Raw genomic sequence first — 13,683 nt, forward strand, 5'->3', positions numbered from 1 at the left:
TTTGCCGGGCTGCCCTAGCATCTGAGCATGACGGTCCTGCCTGACGACGGGCTCTCCCTGGCCGCCGAGTTCCCTGATGCGACCCATGAGCAGTGGCAGCGCCTGGTGGAAGGCGTGCTGCGCAAATCGGGTAAAGACGTCACGGGGCACGCGGCCGAAGAAGCCCTCTCCACTTCCCTCGACGACGGGCTGACGACACGCCCGCTGTACACCGCCGACGACGCCGTCCACCGGGGCGACTCGCCCGGACTGCCCGGTTTCGCACCTTTCACCCGAGGGGCGTTCGCCGCGGGCACGACGGCCGCGGGGGGCTGGGACGTACGGCAGCGGCACGAGCGCCCCGATCCGGCGCGTGCCAACGAAGCCGTGCTGGCGGACCTGGAGAACGGCGTGTCCTCGCTCTGGCTCGCCGTCGGCGGCGCCGGGCTCCCGGTGTCCGGCCTGGAGCGGGCACTGGAGGGCGTCCTTCTGGACCTGGCGCCCGTCGCCCTGGACGCGGGGGCCGAATTCGACACCGCCGCACGGGAGATGCTCCGGCTGTACGAGCTGCGCGGCCTGGCACCGCAGGACGTGCGCGGCAACCTGGGCGCGGACCCGCTGGGCTGCGCCGCCCGTACCGGCGTCCACGATCCCGCCCTGACGGCCTCGGCCACCGGGCTCGCACAGCTGACGACACGTCAGTACCCGTCACTGCGCGCCCTGGTGGTGGACGCCCTGCCGTACCACGAGGCGGGCGCGTCGGCCGCCCAGGAGCTGGGCTGCTCCCTGGCCACCGGGGTCGCCTATCTGCGGCAGCTCACCGAGGCCGGGCTCGGCGTCGAAGCGGCCTGCGGGCAGCTCGACTTCCGGTACGCGGCGACGGCCGACCAGTTCCTGACCATCGCCAAGTTCCGTGCGGCGCGCCGCCTGTGGGCGCGGGTCGCCGAGGCGTGCGGCGCACCGGAGGCCGGGGCCCAGCGGCAGCACGCGGTGACGTCGTCGGTGATGATGACGCGCCGCGACCCCTGGGTGAACATGCTCCGCACCACGATCGCCTGCATGGCGGCCGGGGTGGGCGGCGCCGACGCCGTCACCGTGCTCCCCTTCGACCAGGCGATCGGACTCCCCGACGCGTTCGCCCGCCGGATCGCCCGCAACACCTCGACGATCCTGGTCGAGGAGTCGCACCTGTCCCGGGTCGTCGACCCGGCGGGCGGTTCCTGGTACGTGGAGCAGCTCACGGACCAGGTGGCCGAGGCCGCCTGGGCGTGGTTCCAGGAGATCGAGCGGGCGGGCGGCCAGGCCGACGCCCTGCGCTCGGGCCTGGTCGCCGACCGGATCGCCGCCGCCTGGGAGCGCCGCTCGAAGGACCTCGCGCGGCGCAAGGAGCCCATCACCGGCGTCAGCGAGTTCCCGCTGCTCGCCGAGCGGGAGGTCAGCCGCGACCCCGCCCCCGAGCGGCCCGCCGGGGGGCTCCCCCGCGTCCGGCGCGACGAGGCGTACGAGGCGCTGCGGGCCCGCTCCGACGCGCACCTGGCACGGACCGGGGCGCGCCCGCGTGTCTTCCTGGCCGCGCTGGGCCCGGCCGCCGCGCACACCGGGCGGGTCACCTTCGCCGCGAACCTCTTCCAGGCGGGCGGCATCGAGCCGGTCCACGACCCGGTGACGGTGGACGCCGCGACGGCTGCGGAGGCGTTCGCCGCCAGCGGTGCGGGCGTCGCCTGCCTCTGCTCCAGCGACGCCCTGTACGCCGAGCAGGCGGCCGACGTGGCACGCGCCCTCAAGGACGCGGGGGCGCGGACGGTGTTCCTCGCCGGCCGCCCCGGGGAAGCCGAAGAGACGTACCGGAGTGCCGGCGTGGACGCGTTCGTCTTCGCGGGCTCGGACGCGGTGGCGACGCTCACCTCCGTCCTCGACCGCATGGAAGTGAAGTGATGGGCACCGACTCCCCGGGGATTCCCGACTTCTCCCAGGTTCCGCTCGCGTCCGGGAAGGCCGCTCCCGCCGAGGAGCAGTGGCAGGCCGCCGTCAAGGAGTCGACCGGGCGCGACGTGGCGGACCTCGTCTGGGACACGCCCGAGGGCATCCCGGTCAAGCCCCTCTACACCGACCGGGACACCGAGGGCCTGGACTTCCTGAACACCTACCCGGGTGTGGCCCCGTACCTGCGCGGCCCCTACCCGACCATGTACGTCAACCAGCCGTGGACGATCCGCCAGTACGCGGGCTTCTCCACCGCCGAGGAGTCCAACGCCTTCTACCGGCGCAACCTCGCGGCCGGGCAGAAGGGCCTCTCCGTCGCCTTCGACCTGCCGACGCACCGGGGGTACGACAGCGACCACCCGCGGGTGACCGGCGACGTCGGCATGGCGGGTGTCGCGATCGACTCCATCTACGACATGCGCCAGCTCTTCGACGGCATCCCGCTGGACAGGATGTCGGTGTCCATGACGATGAACGGCGCGGTGCTTCCCGTGCTGGCGCTGTACATCGTGGCGGCCGAAGAGCAGGGGGTGCCGCCCGAGAAGCTCGCGGGGACCATCCAGAACGACATCCTCAAGGAGTTCATGGTCCGCAACACCTACATCTATCCGCCGAAGCCCTCGATGCGGATCATCTCCGACATCTTCGCGTTCACCTCGCAGAAGATGCCGCGCTACAACTCCATCTCCATCTCCGGCTACCACATCCAGGAGGCGGGGGCGACGGCCGACCTGGAGCTGGCGTACACCCTCGCGGACGGGGTGGAGTACCTGCGCGCCGGGCTCGAAGTCGGCCTGGACGTCGACGCGTTCGCGCCCCGGCTGTCCTTCTTCTGGGCGATCGGCATGAACTTCTTCATGGAGGTCGCCAAGCTGCGGGCGGCGCGCCTGCTGTGGGCCAAGCTGGTCAAGCAGTTCGACCCGAAGAACCCCAAGTCCCTCTCGCTGCGCACCCATTCGCAGACCTCGGGCTGGTCGCTGACCGCGCAGGACGTCTTCAACAACGTGCCGCGCACCTGCATCGAGGCGATGGCCGCGACCCAGGGCCACACCCAGTCGCTGCACACCAACGCCCTCGACGAGGCCCTCGCGCTGCCGACGGACTTCTCGGCGCGCATCGCCCGCAACACGCAGCTGCTGCTCCAGCAGGAGTCGGGCACCGGCCGGGTCATCGACCCGTGGGGCGGTTCCGCGTACGTGGAGAAGCTGACGTACGACCTGGCGCGGCGCGCCTGGCAGCACATCGAGGAGGTGGAGGCGGCCGGCGGCATGGCGAAGGCGATCGACGCGGGCATCCCCAAGCTCCGCATCGAGGAGGCCGCGGCCCGCACCCAGGCGCGGATCGACTCGGGCCGTCAGCCGGTGATCGGCGTGAACAAGTACCGGGTGGAGACCGACGAGGAGATCGACGTCCTCAAGGTCGACAACAGCTCGGTGCGCGCCCAGCAGATCGCCAAGCTGAAGCGGCTGCGCGAGGAGCGCGACGAGGCGGCCTGCCAGGACGCCCTGCGCGCCCTGACGGCCTCCGCCGAGCGCGGCGCCTCCGGCGGCCTCGACGACAACCTCCTCGCGCTCGCCGTGAACGCGGCACGCGCGAAGGCCACCGTCGGCGAGATCTCGGACGCGCTGGAGAAGGTGTACGGGCGGCACGCGGGCCAGATCCGTACGATCGCCGGTGTGTACCGCAACGAGGCAGGAGAGTCCCCTTCCGTGGAGCGCACCCGTGCCCTGGTCGACGCCTTCGCCGAGGCGGAGGGCCGGCGGCCGCGCATCCTGGTCGCCAAGATGGGCCAGGACGGGCACGACCGCGGCCAGAAGGTGATCGCGACCGCCTTCGCCGACCTGGGCTTCGACGTGGACGTCGGCCCGCTGTTCCAGACCCCGGCGGAGGTGGCGCGGCAGGCCGTCGAGGCGGACGTGCACATCGTCGGCGTGTCGTCCCTCGCGGCCGGGCACCTCACCCTGGTCCCGGCGCTGCGGGAGGAGCTGGCGGCGGAGGGCCGGGAGGACGTGATGATCGTCGTCGGCGGTGTCATCCCGCCGCAGGACGTGCCCGCGCTGCACGAGGCGGGTGCGACGGCGGTCTTCCCGCCGGGCACGGTCATCCCGGACGCCGCGTTCGACCTGGTGCGGCGGCTGGCGGCGGACCTGGGCCACGAGCCGGCGGCGCCGGGCGGGGAGTGAGAACCGCATGCCCCCGAAGATCGACATCGAGGCGTACGCCAAGGGCGTGCTCGACGGGAAGCGGTCCTTCGTGGCCCGTGCGATCACCCTCGTCGAGTCGTCCCGCGCCGACCACCGGGTGCTCGCCCAGCAGCTCCTGACCGCGCTGCTGCCGCACTCCGGCTCGGCGCGCCGCGTCGGCATCAGCGGGGTCCCCGGTGTCGGCAAGTCGACGTTCATCGACGCGTTCGGCACGATGCTGACGGGGCTGGGCCACCGGGTGGCGGTGCTCGCCGTGGACCCCTCCTCCAGCCGTACCGGCGGCTCCATCCTGGGCGACAAGACCCGGATGGAGCGGCTGGCCGTCGATCCGGCCGCGTATGTCCGCCCCTCCCCCTCGGCGGGCACCCTGGGCGGGGTGGCGCGGGCGACGCGTGAGGCGATGGTGGTGGTGGAGGCCGCCGGGTACGACGTCGTACTGGTGGAGACGGTGGGCGTCGGGCAGTCGGAGACGGCCGTGGCGCACATGGTCGACACCTTCCTGCTGCTGACGCTGGCGCGCACCGGCGACCAGCTCCAGGGCATCAAGAAGGGCGTCCTGGAACTGGCGGACGTCGTCGCGGTGAACAAGGCGGACGGCCCGCACGAACGCGACGCGCGTTCCGCGGCACGGGAGTTGGCGGGCGCGCTGCGCCTCATGCACCCCGCCGACGCGGCCTGGACCCCGCCGGTGCTCAGTTGCAGCGCCCGCGAGTCGGCGGGGCTCGACACGGTGTGGGACCGGCTGGAGCAGCACCGTACGCTCCTGGACTCCACCGGCCGCCTGGCCGCCAAGCGCGCCGACCAGCAGGTCGACTGGGCGTGGTCGATGGTCCGCGACGAGCTCCTGGAGCGGCTGCGCTCGCATCCGGGAGTGCGTGACGTGACCCCCGGGGTGGAACGGGGCCTGCGGGACGGGGAGTTGACGGCGACGCTGGCGGCGGAAAGGATCCTGGAGGCGTTCGGCGAGCAGCCCGGCCGGTGACCCGGGGGGGCCGGGCGGCACACAGGTTCGGCGCACTCGAGGACACCGGGAGATCCCGCATGACCGCGGCTTCACGCATCGACACGACCCGCCCGCACACCGCCCGGATCTGGAACTACTGGCTGGACGGCAAGGACAACTACCCGGTCGACCAGGCGGCGGGCGACCGGATCCGCGCCCTGCACCCGGGCATCGGCGACTACGCCCGCGCGGACCGGGCGTTCCTCGGCCGGTCGGTGCGCCACCTCGCCGGCGAGGTGGGCATCCGCCAGTTCCTGGACGTCGGCACGGGCCTGCCCAGCGCGGACAACACGCACGAGGTGGCCCAGCGCGTCGCACCGGACGCCCGTGTGGTGTACGTCGACAACGACCCCGTCGTCCTCACCCACGCCCAGGCGCTGCTCACCGGCACGCCCGAGGGCCGCACCGCGTACGCGGACGCCGACCTGCGCGATGTCGACGGCGTCCTCGCGCACGCGGCCAGGACCCTCGACCTGTCGCAGCCGGTCGCCCTGATGCTGCTCGGCGTCGTGATCTTCATCGAGGACGAGGCCGAGTCGTACTCTCTCGTGCGCCGGCTGATGGACGCCCTGCCGTCCGGCAGCCACCTGGTGCTCTCGCACACGATCACCAGCCCGGCGATGCCGGACGTGGACGAGGCCGTCGCGTTCTGGAACGAGAACGGCACGCCGAAGCTCACCCAGCGCACCCCGGACCGGATCGCGCACTACTTCGACGGTCTCGACCTGCTCGCCCCCGGGCTGGTCTCGTGCAACCACTGGCGGCCCGAGGGCGACGGCCGGCTCCCCCCGGAGGTGGCCATGTTCGGCGGCGTCGGCCGCAAGCCGTGACCCCGGCGTCCGGGCCGCCGCCGCGGTCCCTCAGCGCCGGCCGCCGAACTGCCAGTGGTGCACCTCGATGTCCGTGTAGCGGTCCTCGGTCAGGACGGCGCGCGCCGAGTCCGCGTCCGGGGCGCTCACCAGCGCCGCCGTGCCCACCCAGGTGCCGCCGTCGTCGGACAGCAGCGATCCGTACGCGATGAGCCGGTCCCGGTCGGCCGGCGGTTCCAGGTCGGCGGCCGCCCCCTCGCCGAGCCCGAGCACCAGGTACCGGTCGCCGTCGTCGTCGGGGCCGCCCGGGAACTCCCACATGGTGCGCCCCAGCGCGTCGCGCCAGCGCCGGACCAGCACGTCCCGGTAGGCGCCCGCCTGGTAGCAGGGCTCGTCGAAGGCGAACGCGCGGGCGGCGTCCGGCCCCGGCAGGTCGACGATGTGCACACTGCCGACGAGGACGTCGTCGGCGGTGAACACCGGCCCCCGGGCGCGGAGTCGCTCCGCGTACGTGTCCATGTACGACCAGTGCGCCTCCCCCAGCGCCTCGCGCAGCGGCAGCGAGCCCGTGCGGTCCCGGTGGTAGCAGAAGAATTCCATGCCCCATGATCACCCACGGGGGACGGCCGGAACAGGTCTCAGCCCAGGTCCAGGTGCAGCCGCAGCACCAGTCCCCGCTCCGCCGCCCGGATCTCCACCAGGTCGCACAACTGGTGCATGATCCACACGCCGCGCCCGCCGTTCGCGGCGAACGGGTCGGGGCGGCGGCGTCCCGTCAGGGGGTCGGCGAGCAGGCCCCGGTCGCTGATCTCCGCGACCGCCGAGCCGCCGTCGCGCCACATGCGCAGCACCCCCCGGCCGCCGCCGTGGCGCACCGAGTTGCTGAGTGCCTCGCCGACGGCCAGCAGCCAGTCGGCACGCCGGGCACTGGTCAGGCCGGCGGCCCGCGCCCAGGCGTCGGCCTCGTCGCGGGCGTCCGCCAGCGCGTCCAGGTCGAAGTCGAGGGCGACGGCCTCGCGCGGTTCGGGCAGCGGCAGGTCGCAGTCGCGGCACACCTCGCGCGGGTCGCTGTAGCGCGGGCTGGCACGGTACGGCTCGGGGCCGCCGACGACCGGGTGCGTGCGGTAGGCCTGGGCCAGGACGTCGGCGGGCAGGGCGGTGTCGTAGGGACACAGGATGCCGACCTCGCGGCCCTCGAAGGCCAGGTTGATCAGGGCCTCGTGGCGGGTGGCCTCCAGGGCCTCGGCCGGGGTGCGGCCGACCCAGATCGGCTCGCCGACGATCGAGACCCGGCGTCCGTCGGTGCGGTCGGCGAACTCCTGGAGCATCGACAGGATGCGCCCGGGGTTGCGTCCGGCCCGGGTCATGTCGACCCAGGTGACGTCCGTGCCCGCGGCGCCGAGGAAGTCCTGCAGCAGGGCCAGGTTGGGCCCCGGCACGGCCACCAGGGCGGGCTGCCCCTCGGCCAGGGCGTCACGGAGGAAGCCGCCGACGCCGTCGAGGTAGGCGTCGGGGGTGGCGTAGAAGAGGGCCGGGTGGAAGAAGGGGGTCCTGCGGCCGGACGCGGCGGCCACGGGGGAGTCAGTGGTCATCGGACGACGACCTCCATCGTGGAGCCGAGCTCCGGGAACAGGTCGAGCAGGCGTCGCAGCGTCGGCGGCGCCTGCCTGATCCGCAGGGGGGCGCCGCCGGGACGGCGGGCGGCGGCCTGGGCGAGGGTGACCAGGGAGTCGGCGTCGAGGTGCTGGAGGGCGGAGAAGTCCAGCTCAGGGCGGGGGTGCGGAGTGCGGACGAGGGCGGCGGCAGCGGCGGCGACGGTGCGCCGCGTGTCCCAGCCCGCCGAGCCGTTGAGCAGGAAGCCGGGGGCGCCGTCCAGCGGTGCCACTTGCAGGGTGGGTTCGGCGACGGAGTCCCCCCGGTGCGTCAGATGGGCGCCCGCCAGCACGTTCAATCGCTCCTCGGACATCAGTCGCCGGTCGTAGAAACACCAGCCGGTCAGCGGCAGTCGCTCGAAGACCTCGTGGTGGACGCGCAGTTCGTACTCCAGCATGCGGTCGGCGTCGTCCGTGTCCCGCTCCGCCCAGGACATCTCACCGATCACCCGCAGGCCCCGGTAGCCGTCCGCGAAGGCCGCGTCCACTCCTTCGTGCCACTGGCCGATCAGGCCGTCGGGGTCGAAGACGGCGTCGCCCCGGTGCGGTGCGGCCACGTTCGTCACGGTCAACTGCCCGCTGCGCGCCGCCTCTTGGGCGTCGATGCCGGCGTCGCTCAGGGTGCGCAGCACCTGCGCGGGCTCGGTGGCGTACGCGAAGTAGCGCATCGCCTCGTGCCGGTCCAGGCCGTCCCGGACGAAGGCGCACAGGTGCTCGGCCCAGCGCCGGTCGTCGGAGTAGACGATGCTGGAGTGCCGCCCCACCGCCGCCCGGACGGGAGGCTCGACCGCCTTCGGCGCTTCGGCCACGCTGTACGTCCCCCGCCCGGCTTTCCCTGTGTTGTCCGACCCATGAAAACACACCGGCTGCACCCCTCGCGGGGCCTTCCGCTCCGGGCACCCGTCCACGCGACGTCGTCGGCGGCCGGCCGGGGCGCGGTCGCGGTGGGTGCATGCCGGGGCGTGATGCCGCATCGGGCCCCAGGTGGCACCACATGACACCACCGTGCCCCACCTCACCTCCATGACGCCTTCTCGGCACGAGGCGGAACCCTTTCACAGACGCAGGTCACAGCCCGCCAGTCCCTGCGATTCTGCGAATTCCTCCGGATCGCTTGCCTGTGATGCCAATGTGGTGCCATGATGACGCCATGGACCTCACCCCGTACGTCGACATCCTCCGCCGCGAACTCGCGGCGGCCGTCCGAGTCGGCGGTGTCGAGGCCCGGGAGCTCGCGGAACGGCTCACCGCCCCCCTCGACGCGGCGGCCCGGCTGACCCTGCTGCACGTCCTCTCGGCCGCGGCGAACGAGATCACCCGGGAGCTCGCCCCCGGGTCGGTGGACGTACGGATGCGAGGCCTCGAACCCGATTTCGTGGTGACGCTGCCGCCCGCCGACAGCGGCGCCCCGGTGCGCCCGGCCCCGCCGCAGTCCGGTGGTCCGGGCGACGACGCCGGGACCGCCCGCGTGAACCTGCGCCTCTCCCCGCGCCTCAAGGCCCGCACGGAGGAGGCCGCGGTCCGCGAGGGCCTGTCGCTCAACGCGTGGCTGGTGCGCGCCGCCGCGACCGCGCTCGACACCCGCACCCCGTCCCGTACGACGGAGGGCCCCCCGGCCGGGGACAGCGGTTTCACCGGCTGGGCCCGCTAGCACCGCACCAGCACAGCCCCCGCCCCACCCGCGGGGACGCCCGCCCGACCCAGGAGGACGGAACAGCCATGCCCACTTTCGACACCCCGGGCCCCATCATGACCACGGTCCGCGTGGAGGCCGGTTCGCTCCAGTTCACGGCGACCGACCGTACGGACACCGTCGTCGTCGTGCGGCCCCGCACCGCCGGGAAGGACGTGGACGCCCGCGCCGCCGAGCAGACGGAGGTCACCTTCACGAACGGCGTGCTGACGATCAGGACGCCCAAGCCCCACCTGCTCGGCCTCGGCATCGGCCGGGTCGGGAGCGTCGACGTGACGGTCGAGCTGCCCACGGGTTCGGACGTCGAGATGACCGGGTCCTGGACCCATGTGTTCGCCGAGGGACGGCTCGGGGAAGTGCGGGTGAAGACCTCCTCCGGCGACGTCCGCCTCGACGAGACCGGGCCGCTCGACCTGACCTCCGCCCACGGCTCGATCGCGGTGGACCGGGTCGCGGGCCGGGCCGAACTCACCACCAGTTCCGGCAGCGTACGCATCGGGTCCGTCGACGGCCCTGCCACCGTGAAGAACTCGCACGGCACCACCACCGTCGGCACCGTCACCGGCGAACTGCGGGTGCGCAACGCCGTCGGCGACATCGACGTCACCCGTGCCGAGGGCTCGGTCACCGCGGTCACCGCCCACGGGACGCTGCGCATCGCCGAGGTGGCGCGCGGCACCGTGCAGGTGGAGACGAGCCACGGCGCCATCGAGATCGGCGTCCGCGCGTCCACGGCCACCTGGCTCGACGCCGACGCGGGTGCGGGACGGGTGCACAACGCGCTCGCCGCGTCCGCGCCGCCGGCCGGGGCCGAGGAGACCGTCAAGATCCGTGCTCGTACCAAGTACGGCAACATCGCCGTCCGCCGCGCCAAGGCCTGACCCCCCGCCCAGTGCCCCGCTCCCGGAGAGCCGCCGCACGCGCGGAACCCGACCCCCTTCCGGAGACCGAAGCACCCCCGGAAGCCGCCCACCCCCCAGAACGGGAACTCCCATGCCTTCTCCTGCCGCGCCCCCAGCACCCCGGACCGACTCCCCCTCCGCCGTCGCCGCCACCGGACTGCGCAAGTCGTACGGCCGCAAGACCGTCCTCGACGGCATCGATCTGCACATCCCGGCCGGGTCCGTCTTCGCCCTCCTCGGGCCGAACGGCGCGGGCAAGACGACCGCCGTGAAGATCCTCTCCACCCTGATCGCCGCGGACGGCGGCCGGGCCCGCGTCGCGGGCCACGACCTCGCCGCGGACCCCCAGTCGGTGCGTGCCGCGATCGGCGTCACCGGGCAGTTCTCCGCCGTCGACGGCCTGATCACCGGGGAGGAGAACATGCTCCTGATGGCGGACCTGCACCACCTGCCCCGCCGCGAGGGCCGCCGGGTCACCGCGGAGCTCCTGGAGCGCTTCGACCTGGTGGAGGCCGCGAAGAAGCCCGCCCAGAGCTACTCCGGCGGCATGAGGCGCCGGCTGGACATCGCCATGACCCTGGTGGGCGGCCCGCGGATCATCTTCCTGGACGAGCCGACCACCGGGCTCGACCCGCGCAGCCGCCACCGCACCTGGCAGATCGTGCGCGAACTCGTCAAGGGCGGCGTCACCGTCTTCCTGACCACCCAGTACCTGGAAGAGGCCGACGAACTGGCCGACCGGATCGCGGTGCTGAACGGCGGCAGGATCGTCGCCGAGGGCACCGCCGACGAACTCAAGCGCACCGTCCCCGGCGGGCACGTGCGGATCCGCTTCACCGACCCGGCGGCGTACCGGTCGGCCGCCGCCGTCCTGCACGGGGCCGGCCGGGACGACGAGGCGCTGGCGCTCCAGCTCCCCAGCGACGGCAGCCAGCGCGAGCTGCGCTCCGTCCTGGACTGGCTGGACTCCGCCGGGATCGAGGCGGACGAGCTGACCGTGCACACCCCCGACCTCGACGACGTCTTCTTCGCCCTGACCAGCAGCACCGCCACCCCCGGCGCCGGCCCCGCCGCCGCTTCCCACCAGCCGAAGGAGGCTCTGCGATGAGCTCCCTGTCCCTCGCCGTGCGCGACTCCTCCACGATGCTGCGCCGCAACCTCCTGCACGCCCGCCGCTATCCGTCCCTCACCCTGAACCTGCTGCTCACGCCGGTCGTCCTACTGCTGCTCTTCGTCTACGTCTTCGGGGACGCGCTGAGCACGGGCATCGGCGGCGCCGGGGCCGGCCGAGCCGAGTACGTGGCGTACGTCGTGCCGGGAATCCTGCTGATGACCATCGGCGGCACCACGATCGGCAGCGCCGTGTCCGTCTCCACGGACATGTCCGAGGGCATCATCGCCCGCTTCCGGACGATGGCGATCCACCGCGGGTCGATCCTCGTCGGGCACGTCGTCGGCAGCGTGCTCCAGTGCGTGCTGAGCGTCGTCGTCGTGGGCGCGGTCGGCGTGGCCATCGGCTTCCGCTCGCACGACGCCACCGTCGTGGAGTGGCTCCTCGCCTTCGCGCTGCTGGTGCTGTTCTCGCTGGCGCTCACCTGGATCGCCGTCGGCATGGGCCTGATCAGCCCGAACGCCGAGGCGGCGAGCAACAACGCGCTGCCGCTGGTCTTCCTGCCGCTGATCTCCAGCACGTTCGTCCCCGTGGCGGCGATGCCGGGCTGGTTCCAGCCGATCGCCCAGTACCAGCCGTTCACCCCGGCCGTCGAGACGCTGCGCGGACTGCTGCGGGGCACCGGGATCGGGTACAACGGCTGGCTGGCCGCGGGATGGTGCCTGGGGCTCGCCGTCCTCGGCTACTTCTGGTCCAAGTCGGTGTTCCAGCGCGATCCCGCGTAGGGCGGGCCCTGGTGAGGTGCCTCCGAGTATTGCCTTCGGGGGCATCCATTGCAACGATCCATTGCATTCGACGCCAGCGTCATTGCATCAAATTGCGCCCGCTGACCTGCACTTGAGCCGTAGAGCCAATTGACCACATCACGAAGGCTACGTAGCTTTCAGCAAGCGCTGAACACATCGTGCCGCGCTCCCGCAGCACCGGCCCGAAGCCGCGGATGCCCGGGACACCCGGAAGCCGCAGAAGCCGCAGAAGCCGCAGAAGCCGCAGAACACACAACGGCCCAGACAGCCGCCCGAAGTCCGAGAAGAGGACCCGTCATGAGCGTGACCCCGCACACCCTCGCCCCGCTCCCCACCGAGCGCACCTCCGGCTGCCCCTTCGACCCGCCGAAGGAGCTGCTCGACGCCCGGGAGCAGGCCCCGCTGAGCCGCATCACCCACCCCGGCGGAGTGCCCGGCTGGATGGTCACCGGGTACGACCTGGTGCGGTCGGTACTGGCCGACCCCCGGTTCAGCTCGCGCAAGGACCTGTTGAACGTGGTCGACTTCCGGCTGCCGCCGGCGCCGCCCGGTGAGTTCCTGCTGATGGACGACCCGCAGCACTCGCGCTACCGCAAGCCGCTGACGGCCAGGTTCACCGCGCGGCGCATGCGGCTGCTGACCGAGCGGATCGAGCAGATCACCACCGAGTGCCTGGACGCCATGGAGAAGGCGGGCCCGTCGGCGGACCTGGTGACGGCGTTCGCCAAGCCCATCCCCACCATCGTGATCTGCGAGCTGCTGGGCGTTCCGTACGAGCAGCGGGCGTCCTTCGAGGAGCAGATCGCGCTGTTCATGAACGGGGAGCCCAGCGACGAGGAGCTGACCGCCGCGTACACGGCGATCCAGCGGTACCTCGCGGAACTGGTGACCGCCAAGCGCGCCCGCCCCACCGACGACGTGCTCAGCGAGCTCACGGACAGCGACCTGACCGACGAGGAGTTGCAGGGCGTCGCCCTGATCCTGCTGGCGGCCGGACTCGACACCACCGCGAACATGCTGGCCCTGGGCACCTTCGCGCTGCTCCAGCACCCGGAGCAACTGGCCGCGCTGCGCGCCGACTTCTCCCGCACCGACAAGGCCGTCGAGGAACTGCTGCGGTACCTGACCGTGGTCAAGACCTCCATGCGCACGGCCACGGAGGACGTCGAGCTGGGCGGCCGGACCATCGAGCGGGGGACCACGGTCCTGCTGTCGTACAACACCGCCGACCGCGACCCGGAGCGTTACCCCGACCCCCACACGCTGGACATCCACCGGGAGGCCGGCCGGCACCTGGCCTTCGGGCACGGAGTGCACCTGTGCCTGGGGGCGCAGCTCGCCCGCGTCGAGATGCGGGTCGCCTTCCCGGCACTGCTCAAGCGCTTCCCGACGCTGCGCCTGGCCGTACCGGCCGAGGAGGTGGCGCTGCGCCCCGAGACGGCGGACGTGTACGGCGTGAAGAGCCTGCCGGTGACCTGGGACGTGTGACACGACAGGTGGCGGGCGCCCCGGAGGGGCCCGCCACCTGTCGTGCCCCTGCC

12 protein-coding genes are annotated in these 13,683 nt (G+C 72.9%); 9 read left to right on the plus strand and 3 right to left on the minus strand.

Annotated features, from left to right (window positions below; translation table 11 throughout):
- Positions 1–27: 27 nt before the first annotated feature.
- Genes mutA through ACIP93_RS28720 form a run of 4 tightly spaced genes read left to right on the plus strand, consistent with a single transcriptional unit; the run spans position 28 to position 5,999 of the window.
- Positions 28–1,914 carry a methylmalonyl-CoA mutase small subunit gene (gene mutA / locus ACIP93_RS28705; RefSeq protein WP_401763161.1) on the plus strand — a complete coding sequence of 629 codons (1,887 nt, stop codon included), beginning with the start codon at positions 28–30 and terminating at the stop codon, positions 1,912–1,914.
- A complete protein-coding gene (gene scpA, locus ACIP93_RS28710; protein WP_401763164.1) occupies positions 1,914–4,145 on the plus strand; it encodes a methylmalonyl-CoA mutase in 2,232 nt (743 codons plus the stop codon). Before mutA ends, scpA begins: the two co-directional genes overlap by 1 nt.
- Positions 4,146–4,152: 7 nt before the next feature.
- Positions 4,153–5,148 (plus strand): methylmalonyl Co-A mutase-associated GTPase MeaB, encoded by a 996-nt coding sequence (gene meaB / locus ACIP93_RS28715; RefSeq protein WP_345225606.1) that lies wholly within the window; start codon positions 4,153–4,155, stop codon positions 5,146–5,148.
- A gap of 59 nt (positions 5,149–5,207) precedes the next feature.
- Complete coding sequence (locus ACIP93_RS28720; RefSeq protein WP_401763168.1) at positions 5,208–5,999, plus strand: SAM-dependent methyltransferase; 792 nt, start codon at positions 5,208–5,210, stop codon at positions 5,997–5,999.
- Between the two features lie 30 nt (positions 6,000–6,029).
- Here ACIP93_RS28720 and ACIP93_RS28725 read toward each other — a convergent pair whose 3' ends face one another.
- The 3 genes from ACIP93_RS28725 to ACIP93_RS28735 are packed head-to-tail and all read right to left on the minus strand — an operon-like array spanning position 6,030 to position 8,439.
- A complete protein-coding gene (locus tag ACIP93_RS28725; RefSeq protein ID WP_345225602.1) occupies positions 6,030–6,578 on the minus strand; it encodes a YciI family protein in 549 nt (182 codons plus the stop codon).
- A gap of 38 nt (positions 6,579–6,616) precedes the next feature.
- Positions 6,617–7,570, minus strand: coding sequence for an anti-sigma factor RsbA family regulatory protein (locus ACIP93_RS28730; RefSeq protein WP_401763172.1), 954 nt, complete (start codon positions 7,568–7,570; stop codon positions 6,617–6,619).
- The gene (locus ACIP93_RS28735) at positions 7,567–8,439 is read right to left on the minus strand and encodes an MEDS domain-containing protein (RefSeq protein WP_401763175.1); all 873 of its coding nucleotides are present in this window, start codon (positions 8,437–8,439) and stop codon (positions 7,567–7,569) included. Before ACIP93_RS28735 ends, ACIP93_RS28730 begins: the two co-directional genes overlap by 4 nt.
- Before the next feature lie 341 nt (positions 8,440–8,780).
- Here ACIP93_RS28735 and ACIP93_RS28740 point away from each other — a divergent pair, with 341 nt between their 5' ends.
- The 5 genes from ACIP93_RS28740 (at position 8,781) to ACIP93_RS28760 (ending at position 13,630) form a co-directional block, all read left to right on the plus strand.
- Positions 8,781–9,281: a toxin-antitoxin system HicB family antitoxin gene (locus ACIP93_RS28740; protein WP_401763178.1), complete on the plus strand. Its 501-nt coding sequence runs from the start codon at positions 8,781–8,783 to the stop codon at positions 9,279–9,281.
- Positions 9,282–9,349: 68 nt separating this feature from the next.
- Positions 9,350–10,204: a DUF4097 family beta strand repeat-containing protein gene (locus ACIP93_RS28745; protein ID WP_401763180.1), complete on the plus strand. Its 855-nt coding sequence runs from the start codon at positions 9,350–9,352 to the stop codon at positions 10,202–10,204.
- 112 nt (positions 10,205–10,316) lie between these two features.
- On the plus strand, positions 10,317–11,333 hold the full coding sequence (locus tag ACIP93_RS28750) for an ATP-binding cassette domain-containing protein (protein WP_401763182.1): 1,017 nt from the start codon (positions 10,317–10,319) through the stop codon (positions 11,331–11,333).
- Complete coding sequence (locus ACIP93_RS28755) at positions 11,330–12,121, plus strand: ABC transporter permease (protein WP_401763185.1); 792 nt, start codon at positions 11,330–11,332, stop codon at positions 12,119–12,121. Before ACIP93_RS28750 ends, ACIP93_RS28755 begins: the two co-directional genes overlap by 4 nt.
- A gap of 318 nt (positions 12,122–12,439) precedes the next feature.
- Positions 12,440–13,630 (plus strand): cytochrome P450, encoded by a 1,191-nt coding sequence (locus tag ACIP93_RS28760; protein WP_401763188.1) that lies wholly within the window; start codon positions 12,440–12,442, stop codon positions 13,628–13,630.
- Positions 13,631–13,683: the final 53 nt, after the last annotated feature.

The organism is Streptomyces sp. NPDC088745 (assembly GCF_044751045.1).
Taxonomy (GTDB): Bacteria; Actinomycetota; Actinomycetes; order Streptomycetales; family Streptomycetaceae; genus Streptomyces; species Streptomyces cremeus.

Bases quoted from the DNA above. Each gene is read 5' to 3' on its own strand.
- scpA (WP_401763164.1), top strand. From the start codon at position 1,914: ATGGGCACCGACTCCCCGGGGATTCCCGACTTCTCCCAGGTTCCGCTC.
- meaB (WP_345225606.1), top strand. From the start codon at position 4,153: ATGCCCCCGAAGATCGACATCGAGGCGTACGCCAAGGGCGTGCTCGAC.
- ACIP93_RS28730 (WP_401763172.1), bottom strand. From the start codon at position 7,570: ATGACCACTGACTCCCCCGTGGCCGCCGCGTCCGGCCGCAGGACCCCC.
- ACIP93_RS28740 (WP_401763178.1), top strand. From the start codon at position 8,781: ATGGACCTCACCCCGTACGTCGACATCCTCCGCCGCGAACTCGCGGCG.
- mutA (WP_401763161.1), top strand. From the start codon at position 28: ATGACGGTCCTGCCTGACGACGGGCTCTCCCTGGCCGCCGAGTTCCCT.
- ACIP93_RS28745 (WP_401763180.1), top strand. From the start codon at position 9,350: ATGCCCACTTTCGACACCCCGGGCCCCATCATGACCACGGTCCGCGTG.
- ACIP93_RS28755 (WP_401763185.1), top strand. From the start codon at position 11,330: ATGAGCTCCCTGTCCCTCGCCGTGCGCGACTCCTCCACGATGCTGCGC.
- ACIP93_RS28750 (WP_401763182.1), top strand. From the start codon at position 10,317: ATGCCTTCTCCTGCCGCGCCCCCAGCACCCCGGACCGACTCCCCCTCC.
- ACIP93_RS28725 (WP_345225602.1), bottom strand. From the start codon at position 6,578: ATGGAATTCTTCTGCTACCACCGGGACCGCACGGGCTCGCTGCCGCTG.
- ACIP93_RS28720 (WP_401763168.1), top strand. From the start codon at position 5,208: ATGACCGCGGCTTCACGCATCGACACGACCCGCCCGCACACCGCCCGG.
- ACIP93_RS28760 (WP_401763188.1), top strand. From the start codon at position 12,440: ATGAGCGTGACCCCGCACACCCTCGCCCCGCTCCCCACCGAGCGCACC.